This window comes from Chitinophaga parva (assembly GCF_003071345.1).
Classification (GTDB): domain Bacteria; phylum Bacteroidota; class Bacteroidia; order Chitinophagales; family Chitinophagaceae; genus Chitinophaga; species Chitinophaga parva.
In genome coordinates this window covers 242,003-264,595 of the sequence record NZ_QCYK01000001.1, presented here as the reverse complement: position 1 = coordinate 264,595, position 22,593 = coordinate 242,003, and the positions used below count along the sequence as shown (strand labels likewise).

21 protein-coding genes, 1 tRNA gene and 1 riboswitch are annotated in these 22,593 nt (G+C 51.0%); of the genes, 6 read left to right on the top strand and 16 right to left on the bottom strand.

The annotated features are described in order from the left end of the window. The first annotated feature begins 6 nt into the window (after positions 1–6). Positions 7–792, top strand: a complete 786-nt coding sequence (locus tag DCC81_RS01155) for a glycosyltransferase family 2 protein (protein ID WP_108684761.1) — start codon at positions 7–9, stop codon at positions 790–792. Here DCC81_RS01155 and DCC81_RS01150 read toward each other — a convergent pair. Then, positions 789–3,068: a polysaccharide lyase family 8 super-sandwich domain-containing protein gene (locus DCC81_RS01150; protein ID WP_108684760.1), complete on the bottom strand. Its 2,280-nt coding sequence runs from the start codon at positions 3,066–3,068 to the stop codon at positions 789–791. The genes DCC81_RS01155 and DCC81_RS01150 overlap by 4 nt on opposite strands. 128 nt (positions 3,069–3,196) lie before the next feature. Between DCC81_RS01150 and DCC81_RS01145 the strand changes: the two genes are divergently transcribed. The 5 genes from DCC81_RS01145 to DCC81_RS01125 all read left to right on the top strand — a co-directional run bounded on the left by DCC81_RS01145 (position 3,197) and on the right by DCC81_RS01125 (position 9,885). Then, positions 3,197–3,898 carry a class I SAM-dependent methyltransferase gene (locus DCC81_RS01145; RefSeq protein ID WP_108684759.1) on the top strand — a complete coding sequence of 234 codons (702 nt, stop codon included), beginning with the start codon at positions 3,197–3,199 and terminating at the stop codon, positions 3,896–3,898. A gap of 170 nt (positions 3,899–4,068) precedes the next feature. Further along, positions 4,069–5,181: a GDP-mannose 4,6-dehydratase gene (gmd, locus tag DCC81_RS01140; RefSeq protein ID WP_108684758.1), complete on the top strand. Its 1,113-nt coding sequence runs from the start codon at positions 4,069–4,071 to the stop codon at positions 5,179–5,181. 1 nt (position 5,182) lies between these two features. After that, complete coding sequence (gene fcl / locus DCC81_RS01135; protein ID WP_108684757.1) at positions 5,183–6,115, top strand: GDP-L-fucose synthase; 933 nt, start codon at positions 5,183–5,185, stop codon at positions 6,113–6,115. Between the two features lie 144 nt (positions 6,116–6,259). Continuing rightward, the gene (locus DCC81_RS01130) at positions 6,260–7,834 is read left to right on the top strand and encodes a hypothetical protein (RefSeq protein ID WP_108684756.1); all 1,575 of its coding nucleotides are present in this window, start codon (positions 6,260–6,262) and stop codon (positions 7,832–7,834) included. Positions 7,835–7,980: 146 nt separating this feature from the next. Beyond that, entirely contained in the window at positions 7,981–9,885 is a 1,905-nt protein-coding gene (locus tag DCC81_RS01125; RefSeq protein ID WP_108684755.1) for an ABC-F family ATP-binding cassette domain-containing protein, read from the top strand. A gap of 129 nt (positions 9,886–10,014) precedes the next feature. On the opposite strand, the gene DCC81_RS01120 is transcribed toward DCC81_RS01125, so the two are convergent. The 15 genes from DCC81_RS01120 to DCC81_RS01050 form a co-directional block, all read right to left on the bottom strand. Next, on the bottom strand, positions 10,015–10,308 hold the full coding sequence (locus tag DCC81_RS01120; protein ID WP_108684754.1) for a hypothetical protein: 294 nt from the start codon (positions 10,306–10,308) through the stop codon (positions 10,015–10,017). Between the two features lie 157 nt (positions 10,309–10,465). After that, a tRNA-Arg gene (locus DCC81_RS01115) sits at positions 10,466–10,540 on the bottom strand. A 52-nt stretch (positions 10,541–10,592) separates the two neighbouring features. Next, entirely contained in the window at positions 10,593–11,189 is a 597-nt protein-coding gene (locus tag DCC81_RS01110) for a MarC family protein (protein ID WP_108684753.1), read from the bottom strand. A 109-nt stretch (positions 11,190–11,298) separates the two neighbouring features. Beyond that, positions 11,299–11,859, bottom strand: coding sequence for an alpha-ribazole phosphatase (gene cobC, locus DCC81_RS01105; RefSeq protein WP_108684752.1), 561 nt, complete (start codon positions 11,857–11,859; stop codon positions 11,299–11,301). A gap of 24 nt (positions 11,860–11,883) precedes the next feature. Next, the gene (locus DCC81_RS01100; RefSeq protein WP_108684751.1) at positions 11,884–12,672 is read right to left on the bottom strand and encodes an adenosylcobinamide-GDP ribazoletransferase; all 789 of its coding nucleotides are present in this window, start codon (positions 12,670–12,672) and stop codon (positions 11,884–11,886) included. 6 nt (positions 12,673–12,678) lie between these two features. Beyond that, on the bottom strand, positions 12,679–13,731 hold the full coding sequence (cobT, locus tag DCC81_RS01095) for a nicotinate-nucleotide--dimethylbenzimidazole phosphoribosyltransferase (protein ID WP_108684750.1): 1,053 nt from the start codon (positions 13,729–13,731) through the stop codon (positions 12,679–12,681). 8 nt (positions 13,732–13,739) lie between these two features. Next, positions 13,740–14,243, bottom strand: coding sequence for a bifunctional adenosylcobinamide kinase/adenosylcobinamide-phosphate guanylyltransferase (gene cobU / locus DCC81_RS01090; RefSeq protein ID WP_108686428.1), 504 nt, complete (start codon positions 14,241–14,243; stop codon positions 13,740–13,742). Positions 14,244–14,344: 101 nt separating this feature from the next. After that, the gene (locus tag DCC81_RS01085) at positions 14,345–15,280 is read right to left on the bottom strand and encodes an ABC transporter substrate-binding protein (RefSeq protein ID WP_108684749.1); all 936 of its coding nucleotides are present in this window, start codon (positions 15,278–15,280) and stop codon (positions 14,345–14,347) included. A 64-nt stretch (positions 15,281–15,344) separates the two neighbouring features. Then, complete coding sequence (locus tag DCC81_RS01080) at positions 15,345–16,415, bottom strand: YncE family protein (protein WP_108684748.1); 1,071 nt, start codon at positions 16,413–16,415, stop codon at positions 15,345–15,347. Positions 16,416–16,444: 29 nt separating this feature from the next. After that, a complete protein-coding gene (locus tag DCC81_RS01075; RefSeq protein WP_165806389.1) occupies positions 16,445–18,418 on the bottom strand; it encodes a TonB-dependent receptor in 1,974 nt (657 codons plus the stop codon). A 188-nt stretch (positions 18,419–18,606) separates the two neighbouring features. Beyond that, positions 18,607–18,830, bottom strand: a riboswitch (cobalamin riboswitch). 49 nt (positions 18,831–18,879) lie between these two features. After that, complete coding sequence (locus DCC81_RS01070) at positions 18,880–19,488, bottom strand: DUF6580 family putative transport protein (RefSeq protein ID WP_108684746.1); 609 nt, start codon at positions 19,486–19,488, stop codon at positions 18,880–18,882. A 170-nt stretch (positions 19,489–19,658) separates the two neighbouring features. Further along, the gene (locus DCC81_RS01065) at positions 19,659–20,309 is read right to left on the bottom strand and encodes a tetratricopeptide repeat protein (RefSeq protein WP_108684745.1); all 651 of its coding nucleotides are present in this window, start codon (positions 20,307–20,309) and stop codon (positions 19,659–19,661) included. 196 nt (positions 20,310–20,505) lie between these two features. Continuing rightward, positions 20,506–20,973, bottom strand: coding sequence for a hypothetical protein (locus DCC81_RS01060; RefSeq protein WP_108684744.1), 468 nt, complete (start codon positions 20,971–20,973; stop codon positions 20,506–20,508). Between the two features lie 94 nt (positions 20,974–21,067). Then, positions 21,068–21,682 (bottom strand): phosphatase PAP2 family protein, encoded by a 615-nt coding sequence (locus DCC81_RS01055; protein WP_165806388.1) that lies wholly within the window; start codon positions 21,680–21,682, stop codon positions 21,068–21,070. A gap of 428 nt (positions 21,683–22,110) precedes the next feature. Continuing rightward, entirely contained in the window at positions 22,111–22,530 is a 420-nt protein-coding gene (locus DCC81_RS01050) for an organic hydroperoxide resistance protein (RefSeq protein WP_108684742.1), read from the bottom strand. Positions 22,531–22,593 lie beyond the last annotated feature (63 nt).

Below are 22,593 nucleotides of genomic sequence, written 5' to 3'. Positions count from 1 at the left end.
AAAATTATGGATCCGGTTGTTAGTATTATCACACCCGCATATAATGCAGGCAAATATATCACCAAGACAATAAATTCTGTACTCGCCCAATCTTTTGAGGAATGGGAGTTGTTGATCATTGATGACTATTCTAGTGATAATACTGCAGAAGTAGTTCTAACTTTATTAGAAAAAGATAACAGGATAAAGTACGTCAGGATGCCGATGAATGGGGGGCCAGTGAAGGCGAGAAACCATGGGATCAGTATTTCAATTGGCCGTTTTATCGCCTTCCTTGACAGCGATGATTCCTGGTTTCCCAACAAGCTGGAGGTTCAGGTAAAATTTATGCTGGAGCATAATATTGCCTTATCATATACATCTTATTATGCAGACAATGGCATTACGAGAATCCTGCGAAAAGTACCCCAAAGACTTTCTTATAATCAGTTGCTTAAAAAATGCCATATCGGGTGCCTTACCGCCATGTATGACGCGGATCAAATAGGAAAACCTGCTATGCCGGATTTCCCTAAACGACATGACTGGGCATATTGGCTGGGAATGCTTTCTGGTGGCGGGTATGCATATGGCATCCTCGAGCCGCTAGCCACTTATACACTCCGTCAAACCTCTTTGTCTGCCAATAAAATAGACCTCGTTAAACACAATTGGAGGGTATTCAAGATGTACGAGGGCAATGGGATCAAAGCGCATTATAAATTTGCCATCTTTATGTTTGTCAATGTTTGGTATACGGTCTCTGAAAAAATAGGGCTCCGCCTCAATGCTTTATTCCGCAAGTCTGCTTAGAACATCAGAACTTTCCCTGCCGGCAACCATCCACTCTGTGGAGCAGGTGCCGGAATTGTCAGGGATTGTTTTTTCCCATTGCTATTAGCAATAGTCACATTTGCTGCACTATTATCCCCATTATCCATTTTATTCGCATCTATACGCAGTTGGTTCCCCTTTTTTTTAATGATCACGGCAGTCCTGGCAGTTGAAGCCAACTTATATTGATTATTACCAAATGCAAAATTTTCCGCCTTCCGACTGTCTAACATCAACGTACAGAAATAATCCTGGTAAGCCACAGATTGCTGATCCTTTGTATTTACTATTTTAAGGCCGCTTGATAAGGCTGTAAACTGGGCTCCCATCTGGTCTGCTGTAACATTAGGAACAACAACATAAATATATTCTTGGCAGTTCCATTTGCCTTGGTTTCCATGGACAATGCCAAGCTGGAAGATATTTACATTTTGTACCTGTGACGGGTTTCGCTTATCAATGTTATTCCAGTTGTTTTGCCGTTGTTCGCCAATTAGGTTAACGACTGTTTTTCCCTCACCTGAGGGAATAATGATATATCCTGTGTTGTCTTGCCAGAACCATGAGGGGCTGCTTAAGGTTAAAGTGGTGTTTACTTTTTGATCCGTCCCAACTGTCATTGGTTGTTTGCCATTTGCGGCATAGACGATGGGGGTTAACCGTTCAGACTGGTTGAGTGTAGTTACAATATTGTCCCCGTCTGGCGCATTATCGTTAACACCGTTGCCGAGACATAGCAGGAATTTCGGAAACGCGAAATATGCCTTCTGCGCATTTACCTGTGTATAATTGTTTTTTCTATCAAGGTAAAATCCCCCGATGCTTGTTTTCCCATCGGATACACCTCCTGCAATGTTATTGTTACTTTCAGAGAACTGGCCATACGCAATCAGCGGTAATGCACCGTTTTTTTGTTTTACAGTGGTGCCAGGAATGGCCCGCCAGTTCCATACAGCACGGGCATTGTCGTATTCCCTGCCCGTATGAAACATTATTGTTGATCCTTCGCCCATGTAATAGTTGTTGATGCCTTCACGGTTGTTCCTGTCTCCAGTTTCTGTAGAACCTGTTTTATTGGAAAGCATTTTTATACAGGCGAAGTAATCGGGGTTTGATTGGATCAGCAGATCCGAATTCCAGAAGTACTTACTAGAATCCATATTATAACTGCCAAAGTCATTGAGCCTGTTTTTTAATGACATCAACTTTTTATATGAATCTGTATTTTTGTTCTGTATTAGTGCCGACAGATAATTAATGTTTCCCCGTTGGTCCATGTAAGCCGGAGAGGCACTACCATTGACGATAAGCGCGTTATGGCGGCCCATAATGTTGAATGCCGGATGGTTTTTATAGAACATCCATTGCGTACCATCTGTCATTAGGTCTGCAAGTGTATTGAATTCTTTATCACTTAAGGCATATGGGGTGTTTCTGAACCAGTTTCCATAGCGGATCATATCATTGATGAAATCCCCTCCATAACCAATGTTATAGACCTGGGATCCACCGAGATTGTGTTGATCGATAATTCCATCGGATTTGATAGTTGCCGGGAAATATCCTGATTTATTGTAGTCGTACAGGAATTGATTTTTAACGATCATGGACAAGGTATCCATGGCGTTGTTATCATTTGTGACCATTGCGATTGACGCTAAGGCAAATATGCGGTAACCGACGTTGGCAAGCCGCTGGGTCTCTTCAAACTCGTCTGTTCCCAGATTTTGAAAATAAGATGATTGTTTCCCATTATTCCAGCTATAGCGTATATATTGTCGGCTCCTAGTCATCAGTTCTTCAATTTGTGGCCCTAATTTTTCACCCGTGTTTGCATGTTTCATATCGTTCTGCAGCATTAACAGGCTCATGGCGGCTGCTGACGGCTGTTCAATTGCGCCGGCGGTCCACGTAAATTTGGGTGGCGATGCCAACCAGGTCGTCAAGCTACCATAGGTGTTTGCACGGGATTCGGCGCCTGAACTGGCGCTTATCTGCTTACATGCAGTAGCAATGTCATTAATATTAGCTGTAATTGGCCCCTGTGTGCTGGTGTTCATTGCCCTTACATTTGCCTGGGTCATTTGTGTCACATTGTTAGGGGCAGCGTTAGAAGTTTTTACATTTTTCACTAACCTGGCATAGGTATCGGATTGGATTAATTTATCAATCACTGCCTGATTCTGTTGTTGCTTTTGAGCGGAACACATCTGGGCGCAACTGCACAACAAAAATGAAAAAAGTAGCTTGTTCATTTCACAGTAGATTTAAGATTATTGTCAATTAACGATGTTAAAACCACTATTTTCGGTTTTTATGATAAAATTTTCGTATTTAAGGAATCTGATTATCTTCGTTAAATAGAATAAAAAATCATTATATTATGCCTGTAGACCATTCGCTTACCTATAAAAAGAAGAGTCTTAAAAGTCTTCCCCATCGATACCGGCTAAAGGTGATTTTTGGCCAGTTGGACAGATTTTCGATTAAAGATGATCTTTTCGCTGATGTTGGTTGCAGTAATGGTTTTATTACGAATTTGATAACGAAAAAGTATGCCGTAAAAAAGCCGGTAGGACTTGAATATGTAGAAGAGCATGTCCTGGCCGCTCGGAAATCATACCCCCACATAAGATTTGACCAAATTAATCTTAACAATGATTTGCCGGTGAAGTTCAAATGCCAATTTGATGTTATAACATGTTTTGAAACTCTCGAGCATGTTGGAAATTTGCCCCAAGCGATATCCAATCTAATTGAAATGGGCAAATCTGATGCCCGGATACTGATAACGGTCCCAATAGAAATTGGCCCCTGGGGTATTACAAAATATCTTCTTAAACGCAATGTGTACAAGGGATACACCCTACAGGAACTCGGGGTTGTAAAATCCAGAAACTATTTTAGTGACCTGCTGCGCGGCAAGGATATTTCGGTGTACAGGGACCCATCGAGACCAGGCTGGGGGACGCATTTTGGGTTTGATTACAGGAGAATAGATAAATTGCTTGCCGACAAGAATATTTCGTTTAAGGCAAAAAATCATTTTACAACCCGGTTTTATGCTATTAAACTAGGCAAATAATTTATTGCGTAAATCTGCTTTCAGATAATTTGGCAGGAATTTTTGATAGATAATTTAATCAAATTCTAACGTGGTTGACTGGTGGCGATGTGAAAGACAATATTTTTGCATGCTTTTAAACAGGTTGTCATGGATTATGTCCTGTGTTAAATAAGCAGATAATCGTTTTTATGAAAACAGCCCTCATCACCGGCATCACCGGCCAGGACGGAGCCTACCTCACAGAGTTGCTCCTCAAAAAAGGTTACCACGTCCATGGTATCAAACGGAGAAGCTCCCTGTTCAATACAGACCGCATTGACCATCTCTACCAGGACCCCCATGAATCCGGCATAAACCTTACCCTTCACTACGGAGACCTCACAGACGCCACAAATCTCATCAGTATCATCCAGCAGGTACAGCCCGATGAGATCTACAACCTCGGTGCCATGAGCCACGTACAGGTAAGCTTTGAAACCCCGGAATATACCGCCAATGCAGACGGCCTGGGTACCCTGCGTATCCTCGAAGCAGTGCGCCTGCTGGGCCTTACACAAAAAACAAAGGTCTACCAGGCCTCTACTTCCGAGCTTTATGGCCTGGTACAAGAGGTGCCGCAGCGGGAAACCACACCTTTCTATCCCCGTTCTCCATACGCCGTTGCAAAACTATATGCCTACTGGATCACAGTGAACTACCGGGAGGCCTACGGTATGTATGCCTGCAATGGCATTCTTTTCAACCATGAAAGCCCCCTCCGCGGTGAAACGTTTGTAAGCCGTAAGATCACCCGTGCGGTGGCCAAGCTGCACCTGGGTATGCAGGACAAGCTGTTCATGGGTAACCTGGATGCAAAACGCGACTGGGGCCACGCCAAGGATTACGTGGAAGCCATGTGGCGCATTCTCCAGCAGGATAAACCGGAAGATTATGTCATCGCCACCGGCATTACCACTACCGTGCGTGAATTTATCCGTATGTCGTTCGCGGAAGTGGGCGCAGAAGTGGAATTTACCGGCGAGGGGGTACATGAAAAAGGCATCGTGAGATCAGTAACTGCTAAGGATTCCGTGCTGCAGCCCGGCCAGGAAGTGGTAAATATTGATCCCCGCTATTTCCGCCCCACAGAAGTAGACCTGCTGGTAGGCGACCCTACCAAAGCGCAAACACAGCTGGACTGGCAACCTCAATATGACCTGCCCGCCCTGGTGAAGGAAATGGTAGCCGCAGACGTAGCCCTGTTCCGCCGGGAAAAACTGCTGAAAGACGCAGGTTATAAAGTGCTGAACCAATTTGAATAGCATGCAACCTACCGATAAAATATATGTAGCCGGCCACCGGGGTATGGTGGGATCGGCTATTGTGAGAAGACTCCAACAGGAAGGATTCAATAATATTATAGGCCGTACTTCTTCGGAATTGGACCTCCGCCAGCAAACCGCTGTAGATGCCTTTTTTGCCGCGGAACGGCCGGATTACGTTTTCCTGGCCGCCGCTAAAGTGGGAGGCATCGTTGCCAATAACACCTACCGGGCGGAGTTCCTTTATGATAACTTAATGATACAGAGTAACATCATGCAGGCTGCCCACCTGCACGGCACTACGAAACTGATGTTCCTGGGCTCCTCCTGCATCTATCCCAAGCTGGCCCCCCAGCCCCTGAAAGAAGAAGCCCTACTCACCGGCCTGCTGGAACCTACCAATGAGCCATATGCCATCGCTAAAATTGCTGGCATAAAAATGGCAGATGCCTATCGTGCGCAATATGGTAGCCATTTTATTTCCGTTATGCCTACCAATCTTTATGGACCTAATGACAACTACGACCTGGAGCGCTCTCATGTGCTGCCAGCGCTCATCCGCAAGTTTCACACCGCAAAAGTGACCAATGCACCGGAGGTTGTAGTATGGGGAACCGGTACGCCGCTGCGGGAATTCCTGCATGCAGATGATATGGCGGATGCCTGCGTATTCCTCATGAAAACATACGATGAACCAGGCTTTCTGAATATAGGTATTGGGGAAGATATTAGCATTGCTGATCTGGCCAGGCTAGTACAGCGCGTTATAGGTTATGAAGGGCGGCTGGTGTTTGATACCAGCAAGCCGGATGGCACGCCCCGTAAGCTGATGGATGTAACCCGGCTTAGTAACAGGGGCTGGAAAGCCCGGATAGGACTGGAAGAGGGTATTCGCTCCGTATACGAGGGGGTGAAGGATACATGGGTCGTATAGGCGCTGCTGTGATACCTGTAACTACCATGTATCAACAGTCTAATCATAAAATAATCCTTGCATTCCGGCCTTGGTGCTTAAAATGCTATCTTTGGCCCCCGTATTCCAGAATCACCTCAAATAAAACAACGCAAACCGCACACCATGCAAATAAAAAACGTTGTGACTGTACTGCTGACCATTTGCTGCTGCATGGCCATCAGTGTTACCTATGCGCAAAACCCAGGCGATCAGTACTCACTGGGCTTTTACAACGCTACCGGCGATTCCGCCAACTTTCACTCCTCCCTGCGCGACTATAGTGTACGCCCGGCCTGGAACCTGCCCCCACTGGGCGATTCCACGAAGAAACGCTCCTGGTGGCACCGCAAATTATTCCAGGAGCACCTCCTGGAGTATAACAACCCTGATTACGATTTCTATGCAGACTTCCTGCCCGATTTCCAACTGGGCCACAGCTCCCGCAATGGCACCGACTGGCTCAATACCCGCGGTGTGATCGTAGGCGGCCGCCTGGGACAACGCTTTCATTTCTATTCTGAATTCTACGAGAACCAGGGCAAGTTTCCCGGCTATGTAGATGAGTGGGGCCGCAAAACCCAACTGGTACCCGGCCAGGGAGAATGGAAATCTTACAACAATGGTAAAGCATTCGACTTCGCCTATTCTTCTGCCGTACTGGATTACAAGGCTGCCAAGTTCCTGCAGCTGCAACTGGGCTATGGCAAGAACTTTATAGGCGATGGCTACCGCTCCATGCTGCTGTCCGACGTGGCGTTCAACTATCCTTATTTCAAAGTGGTGGCTACCGTTGGTAAAATACAATACACCACCATGTGGGCCCAGTTCATAGACCGCTTTTATCCCAAAGCATCTTACGATAACGGCTACCGCAAAAAATGGGGTGTCTTCAACTACCTGGATTGGAATGTGAGCAAAAAACTTTCCATTGGTTTATTTGAAACCGTGATCTGGCAGGACTCCGATTCATCTGGCAAGCGCGGTTTTGATATGAGCTACCTCAATCCTATCATGTTCCTGCGCCCCGTGGAATTTTCCGTAGGCTCCCCGGACAACGCCTTAATGGGCCTTAACCTCAAATACGTTACCGGCAAGCATTCCAACCTCTATGGCCAGTTTATCCTGGACGAATTTAAGTTCAAGGAAATAACGGCCGGCAATGGCTGGTGGGGCAATAAATTTGGCGGTCAGCTGGGCTTCCGTGCCAATGACATTTTCCATGCACAAAACCTGAACTTCCTCACAGAAGGCAATTTTGCGCGGCCCTTCACCTTCTCGCAGCGCACTACGCTCAACAACTACAGCCATTATGGCCAGCCGCTTACAGACCCGCTGGGGGCTAACTTTGTGGAATGGGTGAACGTAGCGGACTACCGCTATCGCCGCTGGTTCCTGCGGGGAGAGATCCAACTGGCGCATTATGGACTGGACAGCGCCGGTACCAACTACGGGCACGACATCAATAAATCTTACGAAACCCGCACCCTGGAGTATGGTAACCATATTGGCCAGGGCGTAGGCACCAATTTGATCTACGTAACCGGCACCGTGTCCTACCTGCTCAATCCTAAGAATAATCTCCGCCTGGAAGTAGGTGTTACCGGCCGCAAGGAGTCTAATGACCTCATGGACCGCAAGGAGCTGATCTTCAACATTGGCCTGCGGGCTTCCTTCCGCCAGTTGTATTACGATTTCTAAAGCATCCACTCTTTTTGAATAGCAAAGCAGCCCGCTCATCCGGGCTGCTTTTTTTATACCCGTAACTCCTGCAGGAGGTTTTGCGATCGAACTCCGGTTGCAAACAATGCCCACCAAACAAGGTGGTAGTTTGTTAACTTTGCGCCATGCATTATGTTACGGTAGAAGGGCTCACCAAGTCCTACGGCGCTACGCCTTTATTCGAAAATATCAGCTTTCACATTGAAGAAGGCGACAAAATAGCCCTGGTGGCCCTGAACGGTACTGGTAAAAGCACGCTCCTGCGCATCCTCTGTGGCAAGGAAGTGGCCGATGCCGGCAAAGTATGGATCCACAAGGATGTGACCGTGGTAATGCTGGAACAGCAGGCGGACTTCGTCCTCCACAAATCTGTGCTGGAGAATATCTTTAACTACAACCACCCTGTGCTCCAGGCCATCAAAGCCTATGAACAACTTACAGATGAAGACCAGGAACCAGACCTGGACGAACTGACCAAAGCCATTGCCCGGATGGACGAGCTGAATGCCTGGCATTTTGACGCCAAGGTGAAGCAGATCCTCGGCCGCCTCAACATCCACCACCTGGACCAGCCCGTGAGCAGCCTTTCCGGTGGCCAGCAAAAGCGCGTGGCCCTGGCTAAAGTGCTTATTGATATTGGGTTTGAGCACACCCACACCCTCCTCATCATGGACGAACCTACCAACCACCTGGACGTAAGCATGATCGAGTGGCTGGAAAATTACCTGGACCAGGAACGGGTAACCCTGCTGCTGGTAACGCACGACCGCTACTTCCTTGACAGTGTGTGTAACGAGATCATGGAACTGGACCGCCAGCAACTCTTCATCTATAAGGGCGATTACGAGAACTACCTGGAAAAGAAGGCCTCCCGCGAGGATATGGACCGCAGCAGCGTGGAGAAAGCCCGCAACCAGTATCGCAAGGAGCTGGAATGGATGCGCAAGCAACCCAAGGCCCGCACTACCAAAAGTAAATCGCGCCAGGACGCTTTTTATGATGTGGAAAAACGCGCCAAACAGCGCCTGGAGCAACAGCAACTGGAGCTTAATGTGAAAATGACCCGCCTGGGTGGCAAGATCCTGGAACTGAAAAAAGTATATAAATCGTTCGGCAGCCTGCAGATTCTCAAGGGCTTTGACTATACTTTCAAAAGAGGAGAACGCATCGGCGTGGTGGGGAAGAACGGGGTGGGTAAATCCACCTTCCTCAACATGCTCATGGGCCTGGAGCAGCCGGATTCCGGCAAGATCAACGTAGGGGAGACCGTGGTGTTTGGCAACTACAGCCAGCAAGGCCTGGTAGTAAAGGAAGATATGCGGGTGATCGAATTCGTGAAGAACATTGCGGAAAATTTTCCCCTGGCAGATGGCACCAAGGTGAGCGCCGCCCAGTTCCTGCAACTCTTCCTTTTCACCCCGGAAAAACAATACACTTTCATCTCCAAGTTAAGCGGGGGTGAAAAACGCCGTTTGTTCCTGCTGTCCCTCCTTTTCCGCAATCCCAATTTCCTCATCCTGGACGAACCCACAAACGACCTGGACCTGCCCACCCTGAGCATCCTGGAAGATTTCCTGCTCAGCTACCAGGGCTGCCTGCTCATTGTAAGCCACGACCGCTACTTCATGGACAAGCTGGTAGACCACCTGTTTGTATTTGAAGGCAACGGGGTGATACGCGATTTCCCCGGCAACTACACCCAGTACCGCGATTGGGAAAAAGACCAGGAAAAGATAAAGGAAATGCCAGTACCGGTTGAAAAGCCCGCTTCCAGTGAGCCCCAGCCATCCGCTGCCCCCGCCGCACCGCAAAAGCCAGCTACCAAAAAGCTCAGTTTCAAAGAGCAAAGGGAGCTGCAACTCCTGGAAAAGGACATTGAAGCACTGGAAGCAGAAAAGAAGCAACTTGATGAAAAAATGGGAGCCGGCAGCCTGCCTTACGAAGAGCTGGACGCCGCCGCCCGCCGCGTTGGGGAGATCATGGCCCTGCTGGATGAAAAGGGCATGCGCTGGCTGGAGCTGAGTGAGTAAGGACTGTAAAAAAAAGAGGTTAATGACCAATAAAAAGATGAACTGCCGTTTCGCATTTCACGTCTTCTGGTCATTAACCCCTGTTTGTGCGGTTCATAGATCCGCAGTAATCCTGGTTTTTCGCCGGGATTAGTCTTTTTTATTGTGGATCTGAGATGGCTTCAGGTACACCCTTTTGCCCTTATCGTCCACGATGAATTTCTTGTCATCTTTGGTGATGTAAACGGTTTCCCCGTGCGGACCTTCCTTGCCTTTGTAGACTTTCTGTGATACGGTGGAGGCCCCTTTTACAGCAATTTCAGCGGTTTTGTTACCTACCTTTTTAGCGGTACTGTCTATGCCTTGTGCCTGGGCGCCCAGAGTGGCAAATGCACCCAGCCCGGCGGCCAGCAGGAAAACTTTGCAATGATTTGCAGTGCTCATATAAGTAATTGATTGGTTCATGGATAGTAATCCAAGAATGGTGCCATTTGATGTAAGTGAAGGCGCCTGTCCGCACGGGCAGCAGTAGCATAGGCTAAACGGAGGCCCGGGCGCAAAAAAAAGGGGAACAATGCACGTAATGGCATTGTTCCCGCTCTGGTGGTTCCGGCAGGGATCGAACCTGCATCAAAGGCTTCGGAAACCCTTATACTATCCATTGTACTACGGAACCCGGTAGTGGACGGCAAAAATACTGTTTCCCCGAGAGATAAACAAACCGGCTTTTAGTGGGAGCCAATGCCGGCGTTGATAAGGCTTACGTTGCTTTTGAAAATGCCCACCGCAATGGCCAGCAGGATCACACCAAAGAATTTGCGCAGCACCATGAGGCCTGCCTTGCCCAGTATACGCTCTATAAAACTGAGGGAGCGCAGCACCGCGAAGATGATGGCCAGGTTAATGACGATGCCCACAAAAATATTATTGGGGTTGATGGTTGCTTTCAGTGACATGATGGTGGTAAGCGTACCGCTACCGGCAATGAGCGGAAACGCAATGGGGATAAGGCTTCCCGTTTTGGCATCGCTATCGCCTTTAAAAAATTCTATACCCAGGATCATTTCCATGGAGATCACGAAGATCACGATGGAACCGGCTACCGCAAAGGAATGCACGTCCACGCTGAGCAGGCGAAGAAACGGCTCGCCACCCAGCAGGAAAAGGATCATGAGAAAACCAGATGCAAGCGTGGCCTTTGCAGCATCGATATGCCCCATCTTTTCACGGAGCGAAAGCAGTACCGGCAATGAGCCCAGGATATCGATCATTGCAAACAGGGTAATGGTTACAGTGATGATCTGCCTGGAATCGAACTCAAACATGGTATTAAGTTTTCACAAATATAATGAATGGAGGCCAGGGAACCGGCTCACGCACAGGAGCATACGCAAAATGAACAAACTTTTTTGGCTGCCTGGCGGAATGCGGTATCTATTCATCAATACCAACTACCTGGAATGCCTTCCCATCGTAATCCAGCCGCGCCATGCGGCCCCACTCTACACGGGTTTCAAAAGACTGTTCCAGGGGTGTGTTCATCACATAGGCCAGTATACTGCGGATCACGCCCCCATGGGTAACGATAGCGCTATCCTGGCCGGTGGTGGTTATTTCCAGCAGGGTGGCGATGGAACGGGCGTAGAGGTCTTCATAACTTTCCCCACCTGGTACGCGCGTGTGCACGTAGTCTGTCATCCAGGCCTGCAGGGCGTTTTCGCCCAGGTCGTCCCAGCGCTGCATTTCCCAGTCGCCAAAGTTCAGCTCTTTCAGGCGGTCATCTGCGTTGATGGGGGCATTAGGAAAAAGGAACTGTGCCAGGCGGTAGCAGCGTTGTAACGGGCTGGCATATACGTTAAGCGGTACGGCCGGCAGCAGGGGCCGCAGGCGGCTGGCTTCCGTTTCAAAAGTAGGTGCTACATCCAGGTCGGTAAAGCCGTAACAGGTACCCCGGGGAATACAGGGCGTGGTATGTCTTATCAGGTATATGCGCATGTGGTGTAAAGCCGCAAAGATACATCAAAACAGCGGCCACAGTTGCACGCTCAGCACCAGGTAGATCATGATCTCCGCTACCTGCTGCACGGCGCCCAGGCAATCGCCTGTGTAGCCACCTATCCAGCGCCGCATAAGCCGCACCATGTACCAGCGGGCCAGTACCAGCACTACCAGCAGCACGCCGGTAAGTAGTAGCAGGTGCATACTATACCACCAGTACAAACAAACCGCCAGCGGCAGGAATGCGAAGCACGCCGCTACTGCCAGGCCCCCGGCCGTAATTCCTTTAGATACAGGCTTGGCCTTGGCGTCTTCATTTGCCCGCACATAAGTATCGGTATAGATCACCGTTACCGCTACAAAGCGGCTCAGTGGATGTGCCACGCAAAGCGCCACCAGTGCGGGAACGGGGGACAGCTGACTAAGACAGCAGAATTTAAGCAACAGCACCAGCAGCAGGCCCGCCATACCATAGGTGCCTATGCGGCTGTCTTTCATAATATCCAGGATCTTTTCTTTGGTCCATCCACCGCCAAAGCCATCACAGAAATCGGCGAATCCATCTTCGTGAAAAGCGCCGGTGATCCAAAGGGAAAGGGCCATGCTGAGGAGCACCGCTACGGGCCAGGGCAGCACCTTGGAAAAGACAAACAACGCCAGCGCAGCTGCGCCGCCTACCACCCATCCAATGAGCGGCAGGTATTTCGTAGCGGCATTCAGCTGAGCTGTATCGTGCCGCATATTGCGGGGCACGGGAATGCGGGTATAGAACATCACCGCTGCCAGGAAAAATTGCAGTTGTTTTTTCATAAAGGCTTATGCGGTTGTGCCGGAGGTAGACACGCCTGCCTGCGCAAATGTAGCCATGTGGTTCAGGAATCCAACGGCAGATTTTATCAGGGGAATGGCCAGTGCGGCACCGGTACCTTCTCCCAGGCGCATGTCCAGCTGCAGCAGGGGCGCGGCTCCCAGGTATGCCAGCATGGCGCGGTGTCCTTTTTCGTGGGAGCTGTGCGCAAACACGCAATAGGCCAGCACATCCGGGTGAGCCCTGTGTGCAGCCAGCAGCGCGGCGGTTACAATAAAGCCGTCTATCACCACCATCATCTGCAGGGCGGCTGCCTGCAGGATGGCGCCACAGATCATAACGGTCTCAAAGCCGCCATAGGTAGCCAGTACATCAAAAGGATCGTCCGGCACACCATGCTTTTCGAGGGCGTGCTGCAGGGTTTTCAGTTTCAGTGCCTGCTGGGTGGCGTTTGCCCCGGTGCCCGCGCCCACACAGTCTTCCAGCGGGATGCCGGTAATGCAGTGCATGATAAGGGAGGCAGCGGCAGAGTTGCCAATGCCCATTTCGCCAAAGCCGATGGTATTGCACCCGGCAGCCTGTTTTTCCCGCACCAGGGCGGCGCCGGCTTCCAGGGCCTCATGGCAGGCGCTGTCTGTCATGGCCTTGCCGTACAGGTAATTTTGGGTACCCATGGCCACTTTGCGGTCTACCAAATCAGAGTGGGGCGTGAAATTGTGGTTTACGCCGGCATCCACCACGGAGAGGGCCAGGTTGTGCACCGCGCAGAACACGTTGATAGCGGCGCCCCCATTCAGGAAATTATAGACCATCTGGGCGGTAACGGCCTGTGGATAAGGATTTACAAGCCCCTGTGCCGCTATGCCATGATCGCCGGCAAACACGATGATACCGGGTTTATGTACAATGGGGTGGAGGCTCTGCTGAATAAGGCCGGCCTGCAGGGCCAGTGCTTCCAGGCGTCCCAGGGCGCCGAGGGGTTTTGTCTTTTGGTCAATACACTGTTGCAGTGCGGCAGACAGGGATTGATCCGGGGCGGTAATGCGTAAGGTTGCTAACATGCGTTGTATTATTTAATGGTCATGGGCAAGCCGGAAACCATGAGTACCACTTTATCGGCCAGGCGGGCAATGAACTGGTTGGTCCAGCCCTGCAGGTCTGTAAACTTGCGCCCTGCTTCACTTTCAGCGTGCACGCCCATTCCGATCTCGTTGGTCACAAAAATGAAATGCCCCTCCATTTTATGGATGGCAAGAATTTCTTCCTTGATAGCCTGGAGCGCCAGCGAGGTATCGTACTGGTGCTTCACAAAAAAGTTGGTAAGCCACAGCGTAATGCAGTCTATCACCACGGCCTTGCCCTGTATGGGCAGGGCGCTTACCCGTTCCTGTTCTTCGTAGCTGGTCCATTCCGGGCCGCGCTCCTGCTGGTGATAGCGTACCCGCTGTTCAAAATCCTGGTCCCAGATGCGGGCAGTGGCCACATACACCGGGGTGGGCGACAGCTGTAAGGCCAGGTCTTGTGCGTAACGGCTTTTCCCTGAACGGGCGCCGCCGGTGATCAGATAAAGCATAGCGAAAAATACAGAAAAAGCTGCCAGTCCGGAAATGGAGGCTGGCAGCTTTACATAATGATAACCTGGATTGAACGGATATATACTTAAGCCGGGGCCCTTCAGGAGCGCACCGTGGCTGTATGCAGGGCCATGCACTTATGCTGCAGGTGAGCCGGCAAGGTAAACAATCCTGGATGAAAAAGGGCCGCCAGCATTTCGATCCCGTCTACCAGGGTACTGGCACTCGGCTGGGTAAACAGGTCGTAATCCGCCAGGAACACGGCTTTGTTACGCACGGCCTGCAGCTCGTTCCATCCTTCGCGGGCCGTGAGCAGGTGCAGCTCTTCGCGGGAGCGCTGTATGGTAAAACCACAGGGAGCCACCACCAGCACTTCCGGGTCGTATTTCCGTATTTTTTCCCAGGACGTTACAATAGAATCGCCGGCAGGATTGGAAAGCATATCTACACCGCCTGCCTGTGCCACCTGGAAGGGGATCCAGTGCCCGCAGTTGTACACGGGGGCCATCCATTCCATGAGCAGCACGCGCTTCAGCGGGGCGCGGTGGGCACGCAGGGTGTCCAGGATATGGTCCGTGCGGCGGGTAAGGCCGGCCAGGTAGCGGTAAGCTGCTTCCTCCTGCCCCAGCGCCGTGGCAATGGTCACGGCGCATTGCAGTACATCATCCAGGTTATTGGGTGATAATGGCAAGAGTACCGGCTGTTTTGGCAGGTTATGGATGGCGGCCTGTGTGCAGGCCGTATCGATCTGGCATACTTCGCATACATCCTGGGTAAAGATCACATCCGGCGCAATGGATGCCAGGAGCGGCTCATCCACGTAATAAAGGCTTTTGCCCTGCGCTTTGGAGGCGGAGAAAATGCGGTCTATTTCCTCGCTGGAATAGGCATGGCCTTCCAGTACACAACGCACCACGGGTGGCTGCTCCGCCAGCGCAGCGGGCGGGCACTCAAAGGTGACACCCTTAAGCAGGTGCTGCAGGCCCATGTCGTAGATCATCTGCGTGGCAGCGGGAAGAAAGGAAACTGCGATCATCGTTTACCGGATTGAAAATGAAAAGGTAACCCGGCTGCAATGCTTACAGCCGGGCATTTCGGGCTTAACGCAGGAATATCACCTTGCTTGCAAAAGAGGCATAGTCATTCAATGCAATGGTGAACCGGGTTTTGCCATTGCTGTCAAAGCAGGTCACCTTCGCCTTGGAAGATCCATAACTCAGCGCATCTGTTACGTATACATCGCCGGTTACCGCATCGGCGGAGATACCGTAATAGTAGCCAACGGTGGTGCCATCTGTAATAAAGTTGCCATCCTGCAGCTTGCCGGTCGCCAGGTTGTAAACCATCACGGGCTGCTTGCTGTCGTCCTTATAGGTCGACTTATAAAGGTAAGCGCGGTTCCTGTAGATGGCGATGTTGTCTGCCTTTACCGTGGTATCGTTCTGCAATACCTTGTCGTCCAACAGGCTGATGGTGGCCAGGGATGGCGGGACCTTGTCGTAATCACCCGCGCACAACACCAGCAGGTGGTCATACTGGTCGGTGGCGAGCTGGTTGGGGTTGGGGCCCACGGTGAGGGTTTTTTGTTCCGCCAGCGTGTTCAGGTCCAGAACAGATAAGATAGTTTGATTGGAACTAGGCCATACACCCGGTACCCCGATGTACACTTTATTATTCACGATCACGATACCTTCTGCACCGGGGCGGATAGTGGCCGTATTTGCAACCTGGTTTGTAGCAGTGTCTATCACCAGCAGTTTGCCTGCGTAAGAAGTAACATAGGCTTTGCCGTTGGCAAACGCAATGTGGCGGGGCTGCAGGTTGTCTACGTGAATGGTGGCCAGTGATTTTACCGTATGCGCGTCCATGATCTCCACGTTGTTGGAGTTATTGACCACGATGTACATCTTGCTGCCGTAAATAGCAATGTCATTGGCCACATCGCCCAGCGCGCGCTGGTTTACGCTGGCAAAGAGATGGAGGCTCAGCTGTTTGGTCTTTATGTCATAGAAGGAAAGGCCGGCGTTGTTACCGTTAAATGCGCCTTCTGTAAGCACATACACACCGGTGGCGGAATCAGCTTTGGGCGGCGTAGGGGTTACATCGTTTTTCTTGCTGCAGGCAAAAAGCACCAGCGTGGCAGCTATTGCCAGGTAAAGTCGTTTGTTCATGACAGTGTATTTAAGTAGAATAAGTAGCGTTAGTATTTCCATTGAATGCCCAGCTGGTAGCTCCTTCCCGGCATGGGAAAGTTGCGCACCACCGCATAGCGTTCATCGGTAAAATTGTTCACGGCTCCCATCACGGTCCAGCTGCCAAGGTTGTACGAGGCATTGACATCATGCACGGTAAAGCCGCTCATATAGTTTGACGGCGTGTTATCACTGAGCGCATAGCGGTAGCCGGAGTAAATGCCGTTATAACTGATCACCAGTCCGTGTTTTTCCACGCTGCACATGAGCCCTCCGGAATGCAGGGGCGTGTAAGGAAGTTGTCCCTTGTACTGCGGGGCGCCGGGGGTGGTTACATCCAGCACCTGCTGGTAAGTGTAATTGGCCGCCATCGACAATATCCAGCCATGCAGTGGCTGCAGGGAGGCCTGGGCATTTACATCGGCCCCGGTGATATGCACTTTTCCAAAATTGATCACGCTGAAGGAGTAGGCATTCTTGCCCGGCAGGGTGATGATCTTGTCGCGCACGGTGTTGTAGTAACCATCGGCACTGATGCGCAGCAGTGACAACACCCGGGAAAAATGGCGCTGCCAGGTGGCACCTGCATCGTACTGGGTGGCGTATTCCGGTTTCAGGGTGGGGTTGCCGAAAGTGCTGTAGTACAATTCATCAAAAGTAGGTGCGCGGAATATTTGTTTGTAGTATCCCCTTAGCCTGAAATCCGCTGTGGTAAATGGTTTCCAGCTGGCGCTCACGGTGGGCGTCACCAGGTTGCGGTGCTGCGCGGTAGGGCCGGTTTGTACAGACTCATTTAGGATAGTGCTCAGTGCATTGCCCTGGATCTCCAGCCGGGGCGTGTAGTAGCGGGCGGTAAGTGCGTTAAGAAAAGTAAAGCGTTCCGGGAAGGCGTATGCTTTTACATCCGCATTGAGCTTATTGTAGATGCCATCACTGGCATATGCAAGGATGAAATGCCGGCCCAGGCTGCGTGTCAGCACCGCGGAGGCGTAGCTTTCATAGCTGTTGTAATGGTTGTCCTGCAGGCCGGTCCCATTTCCCAGGCCCGGATCGTAATAACGGGTATGGATATACGAGAATTTGCCATTCAGCTTCAGTTGCCAGCCGTCACCCACCGGTTTAAAATAAGCAGCTTGTGCAAAGGCCTGCCGGTTCCAGAGATGGGTGTTGCCAGGTGTGCTGTAAAGGATATCTGCCCCCGGCAGTTGCTGGGAGTCATCGTAGTAATAAGCTTTCAATTGCAGGGTGGACGCGTCTTTCCAGGCAAAGCGGTTGTCCTGCTCCAGCCGCAGGCTGTGAATGCCGGCATTGGTGCGGCGCTGGTGCAGGGTGGCCACGCCATTGTCTGTGATGTAAGGATAATCACCCGTGATGCTGCGGTATTGCGCATTGAAAGAAGTGGTATACGTTTTACCGGCCTTGTAGTGCAGGGTGAGAGACGGATCAATATAACCCCAGCTGCCGCCTTTTACGCGGGTTTGTAGTTGCAGGGGCTTGTGGCCGGCTGTATCAAAAGTGGCGGTCTGCAGTTCCAGGGCCGCCCCATAGCTGTAAGCACGGGCGGTAGAAAGCAGGTCTGTGGGCTGGGCATTGTACAGGGAAAGGCGGGCCAGGTTATCCGGGGAATATTTACCCAGGTCTATCTGCCCGTTCTGGATGTCGCTGATCGCTATGCCATCATACAATACCCCGGTATGGTTAGCGCCCAGGCTGCGTACAGATACGGTTTTGAGGCCACCCAGGCCGCCGTAGTCCTTTACGATCACGCCGGCAAAGTGCTGGGCCGCCTGGGCCACGGAGGGCACGTTCAGATGGGTAAGTTGCTGCTGGCTGACGGACTGCACCGGCAAGGGACCATGCAGGCTGGTATCTGCCAGGCGGCTGGTCACTTCCACGCCGGTAAGCTGATGGGCACTGTCTGGCGTGGGCTGCTGCGCCCTGGCCTGGGCGGCCATGAACAGGCCTGCGCCGCACAAGACCATGCGGCAGATATGAAAACGAAGCGGAACATCCCGGTGCTGCATAATAATATAAACCGCTGCCGGAAAGGCCTGCGGTGTGGTTGATTAAAAGAATGCCCGGGAAAAATGAATAGCAGTAAAATGCGGAAACGCAGGAATGAATGCCTGCAAGACAACTGTACCGCGCCTTTTACCCGAAAGCGATGTTTACAAAAAAATCATAGACGGCAGGTTTTCTGGCTTACCGCCTTACACAGTCGCCTTCCCATCACGGTTTTATCCGATGACAGTGGCATCATGACTGCTGCAAGTGTTCCGGAAAAACCGGAACGGGCGGATTACAGCTACGGGAATAGCTCCGGCTTTGTACCGGATTCCCTTTTAATGCATCACCGGCGAAGCCGGGGACACAACCGGGTATGAAGAGAATTGGATAAAAAAGGCTGCCGCGCTAAACGACAGCCCGTTTACAGGAAAATATCTTAAAGTGCCTGCTTTGCCAGTACAGGAAAGCGGCGTTGCATCAATTCAAAGGAACCAAAGAAGATAGCACCGTAGATCAGGTTACCCCAGAACAATTTCAGTTCAAAGGGAATAGCCAGGTACAGGCAGCGCTGGAAGCCGGCGAAGCTCTTTTCAAAAGGCAGGCCGGTAGTGATATCCGTACCAAACAGGAAAGGACCGATGTCGGAAATGATCCAATGGATGCAGGCTGCCGCTACAGCACCTATCAGCACATTGGTCACCGTTACGTTTTTCATGAACTGGCCCACCAGCACCATGGCGGCAAATGCGAGGTAAGTGAAATACCAGCCCTGGTATGTGATCACGGACGACAGGGGCAGGTGGTAGATCATGCTATTGATCACAATGTCACTGAGGAAAAGGGTGAGCAGGGGGAAGACGTAAGATTTCCATTTCCGGGAAAAATAGGCGCCTCCAAAAAGACCCATGGCACCGATCGGGGTAAAGTTGGCCAACGGGGAGATATTGCCGGCACTGGCTTTTACCAGGATGATACGCAGGATGCCCGCTGCCAGCATAAACAGCAGCAGTACGCTCATGCGTGGATTCAGTTGCTTGATAGACATAATGATAGTTAAACAGATGGTTGGAGGTGAAGGTACAAAGAATTGAAATGAATAGCAAAAAGGAGGGTGCCCCGTTGCCTGGTTTGCCCCCCTGCCCACCCGGGCTTGACCCCAGTAAAAAAGCCGCACCCGGCAGGGGATACGGCTTTCAATATGATATGCAGGTAGCATCAGCCCGGCATGCGGGAAATGTACTTGTCGATCTCTTTGATCTGTGATACCAGTTCTTTGGTGGTAGGCTTCTCCGCCTTAGCGCGGCGGAAAAAATCTTTCGCCACTTTGAACTCGCGGCGGTTCATGGCAATGGAAGTAAGCTGGAGCAATGCGGCCGCTTTGTTTTCCTTATCCGGCAGGCCCAGGCGAAGCGCCTTCCGCAGGTTGGCATCCGCCGTTTTGATATCGCCTTTCTGGAGGGCAATGGCGCCCAGCTGCATGTACTGCATGCCTTCCTGGTCTTTCAGGGGGCTGCCCGCCTTGATGCTTTCGCGGATGGAATGTTCTGCCTTGTCCAGGTCCTGGTTGGTCATAGCCAGGTTGCTCTGCATCATGTAATAAGCGGAGCGGATAGGCTTGTATAACAGTTTCGGAAATTTAATACTGTTGAGAATACGCTGTGCACCTTCAATATCGCCGGCTTCTACGGCGTCCTGCACCAGGCGCATGGGGCCCAGCATGAAGTGAGATACCAGGCAGACTGCTGCCAGGAACAGGATGATGGTAGCTTCCCACCAACCCACGGTGATACCCATGGCAATACCGCCGATCAGCAAAACGATCCCCAAGGGGAAGCGGTAGCGCACAAATAATGTCAATGCTTTCATGTTCGTTTACATCAAGAGGCGCAAAGATAATGTAAAATAAAGGACTTGCAGGCGGGAATAATCAGGCGTTCCAGGGCGTTGAATAATGATAATAAATATATGTTATATATTCATTATTATTATTAAATGGGCAAAGGCGGGAGCGGTGCCGGGGGATATAACAAACCGGCAGGCGGGGGCAGCTGTGGAAAGAGGACTAGCTCCACCGGTCGCTGTAAGGCAGTGCGTAGGTTTCCAGGTTTGCCACCACGATGTTCATAATGGCCATTTCTATATCACGGTAGCGGGTCTGGCGCTCCACTTTCTTGGTGTACACTACTTTTTCGGCATCGGGCACTTCCCGGGGGAAGGTGGAGAACAATACCTTCAGCGTGGCCAGCTGCTGGTGGTAGTCGTCATTTTCCACGATGTAGAAGGTATGTTTCCAGTCTATCTGGTTATCCGGCGCCTTGGTCTGGATGGCGGTGGCCAGTTCGTAGAGGAAGGTGAGGGTGGCCCAGCTTTTATTGCGGAGCTCCAGTACCCAGGCGGATACCAGGCAGTGGTCCACTTTCTTTACTCTGGTCAATGCTTTCACGGGGATCCTGAACACTTCTTCAAAAACATCCTGCACATCTATAAGTACGACGTTGTCGCCTTGTTCGGCAATGATGATATTATGCATACACAAACATTAAAAATGAGCGGATAGGAGGTGTCGGTGCAAACCTGGTGTATAAAATTATAAACGAATAATGCCCGCGTTTGGTTGTTAGCCGTCAAAGTATTTGCCCGCGGGCAGGCAGGGCACATAGCAAACCAATGCCGGTGGCTACGCCAATGACCATGCCACTGCAGATCTCCCGCAGTGTGTGCCTGCCCAGCAGCAGGCGGGAAATCCCTACCACGGCGGAAAAGACCAGCATACCTACACCCAGGTCCACCCGGTAGTACATCACCGTGAAAGAGAGGAAAAAAGCCGTGGCACTGTGGAGGGATGTCTTCACCAGGAAGGCATTCACCGCAAAGCAGACCACCATCATGCCCAGGGCAAACCCCACGCCCAGCGTAAGCGCCCGGGGCTGGTGGGTGAGCACCAGGATGGCCGTGGCCAGTGCAAATGCCCCGATGAGGAACACATAAAAGGAAGTGCGCTGGGTACGTACGGACACATCAAAGTTGCTGTATTCGCCCTTGCGCGTTTTGCGGAGGTTCCATAAGGTTACAGGCAGGGTAATAATACCGATCACGATGCCGGCGGCGATCAGGGCCTGGCGAACGCCGAAGGCCTGCAGGGAAAGGAAGACGGCCACCAGGGATCCCAGGAGCAGGGGATGGCCAAGGACAGAGAAAAAGCGGGCAAGGCGTACCAGGACCGGCGGTAAGGTTTTCATAGATCTCAAAATTAGCATAATTCCAATAGCCAACTTAGCCGAAAACAAGCTCCCATAGGGGCATAAAAAAAGGCAGTGAGAACACCGCCTTCAAAATTTTAACCATATCCTATGAAAAACCTGATACAAAGATAGTGGAGCAGGCTGCCCTGTCAAGCCGTATTTGGTCAACGCTGTTTTTGACTTGGTGAATGCCGGGAAATGACCCGTGATAACAAGCGCTTAACAAATGGCAGGCAGGGCCAGAAATGGAGCCGTATTATGCGGTAAGCGGAAGTATGGCGGATGGCGGTGCTGAAAGTGTTATCCAATCTGGTGGAACGGGAACGTAGTCAATGAAAAATACTTATATACGTTCCCATTAGTATTGTTACTAGATGCCTATGGTTTGTATCTTCAAAGTGCCACCCGCACTACTTACTACATGCTTATTTCACCTTGATCGTGACTTCAATGTTATTACGTGTGGCCTTGGAGTAGGGGCACAGTTGATGTGCCTTGTGGGCCAGGTCTTCTACTGCTGCCTTCTCCATGCCGGGGATCTCTACGGTGAGGGTCACGGCCAGGGCAAAGCCGCCGGAAGCATCTTTACCGATGGTCACGGCTGCGGTGGTGCTGCTGGTGAAAGCAGGGAGTTTTTCAATGCGGCCTGCGGCTCCCAATGCACTGTCAAAGCAGGCGGCATAACCGGCGGCAAAGAACAGTTCGGGGTTGAAGTGTGCGCCGGCGGGGCCTCCCAGCTCTTTGGGCATTCTTACATCTACATCCAAAATTCCGTCGGCTGATGTTACATGACCATTACGACCGCCACCGGTTACGGTTGCTTGTGCGGTATACAAATTTTCCATTTTGATGAGTTTTTATGGTGATGGGAATGTGAGATAAAATACTATGCTTCTATGTTTTGCAGG

Excerpts from the sequence above, each read along its gene's own strand:
- DCC81_RS01055 (WP_165806388.1), bottom strand. The coding sequence starts at position 21,682 with ATGAAAACCTTACCGCCGGTCCTGGTACGCCTTGCCCGCTTTTTCTCT.
- DCC81_RS01085 (WP_108684749.1), bottom strand. The coding sequence starts at position 15,280 with ATGATCGCAGTTTCCTTTCTTCCCGCTGCCACGCAGATGATCTACGAC.
- DCC81_RS01050 (WP_108684742.1), bottom strand. The coding sequence starts at position 22,530 with ATGGAAAATTTGTATACCGCACAAGCAACCGTAACCGGTGGCGGTCGT.
- DCC81_RS01070 (WP_108684746.1), bottom strand. The coding sequence starts at position 19,488 with ATGTCTATCAAGCAACTGAATCCACGCATGAGCGTACTGCTGCTGTTT.
- DCC81_RS01080 (WP_108684748.1), bottom strand. The coding sequence starts at position 16,415 with ATGAACAAACGACTTTACCTGGCAATAGCTGCCACGCTGGTGCTTTTT.
- fcl (WP_108684757.1), top strand. The coding sequence starts at position 5,183 with ATGCAACCTACCGATAAAATATATGTAGCCGGCCACCGGGGTATGGTG.
- DCC81_RS01100 (WP_108684751.1), bottom strand. The coding sequence starts at position 12,672 with ATGAAAAAACAACTGCAATTTTTCCTGGCAGCGGTGATGTTCTATACC.
- cobU (WP_108686428.1), bottom strand. The coding sequence starts at position 14,243 with ATGCTTTATCTGATCACCGGCGGCGCCCGTTCAGGGAAAAGCCGTTAC.
- DCC81_RS01125 (WP_108684755.1), top strand. The coding sequence starts at position 7,981 with ATGCATTATGTTACGGTAGAAGGGCTCACCAAGTCCTACGGCGCTACG.
- gmd (WP_108684758.1), top strand. The coding sequence starts at position 4,069 with ATGAAAACAGCCCTCATCACCGGCATCACCGGCCAGGACGGAGCCTAC.
- DCC81_RS01130 (WP_108684756.1), top strand. The coding sequence starts at position 6,260 with ATGCAAATAAAAAACGTTGTGACTGTACTGCTGACCATTTGCTGCTGC.
- DCC81_RS01150 (WP_108684760.1), bottom strand. The coding sequence starts at position 3,068 with ATGAACAAGCTACTTTTTTCATTTTTGTTGTGCAGTTGCGCCCAGATG.
- DCC81_RS01065 (WP_108684745.1), bottom strand. The coding sequence starts at position 20,309 with ATGAAAGCATTGACATTATTTGTGCGCTACCGCTTCCCCTTGGGGATC.
- DCC81_RS01060 (WP_108684744.1), bottom strand. The coding sequence starts at position 20,973 with ATGCATAATATCATCATTGCCGAACAAGGCGACAACGTCGTACTTATA.
- DCC81_RS01075 (WP_165806389.1), bottom strand. The coding sequence starts at position 18,418 with ATGGTCTTGTGCGGCGCAGGCCTGTTCATGGCCGCCCAGGCCAGGGCG.
- cobT (WP_108684750.1), bottom strand. The coding sequence starts at position 13,731 with ATGTTAGCAACCTTACGCATTACCGCCCCGGATCAATCCCTGTCTGCC.
- DCC81_RS01145 (WP_108684759.1), top strand. The coding sequence starts at position 3,197 with ATGCCTGTAGACCATTCGCTTACCTATAAAAAGAAGAGTCTTAAAAGT.
- DCC81_RS01155 (WP_108684761.1), top strand. The coding sequence starts at position 7 with ATGGATCCGGTTGTTAGTATTATCACACCCGCATATAATGCAGGCAAA.
- DCC81_RS01110 (WP_108684753.1), bottom strand. The coding sequence starts at position 11,189 with ATGTTTGAGTTCGATTCCAGGCAGATCATCACTGTAACCATTACCCTG.
- DCC81_RS01120 (WP_108684754.1), bottom strand. The coding sequence starts at position 10,308 with ATGAGCACTGCAAATCATTGCAAAGTTTTCCTGCTGGCCGCCGGGCTG.
- cobC (WP_108684752.1), bottom strand. The coding sequence starts at position 11,859 with ATGCGCATATACCTGATAAGACATACCACGCCCTGTATTCCCCGGGGT.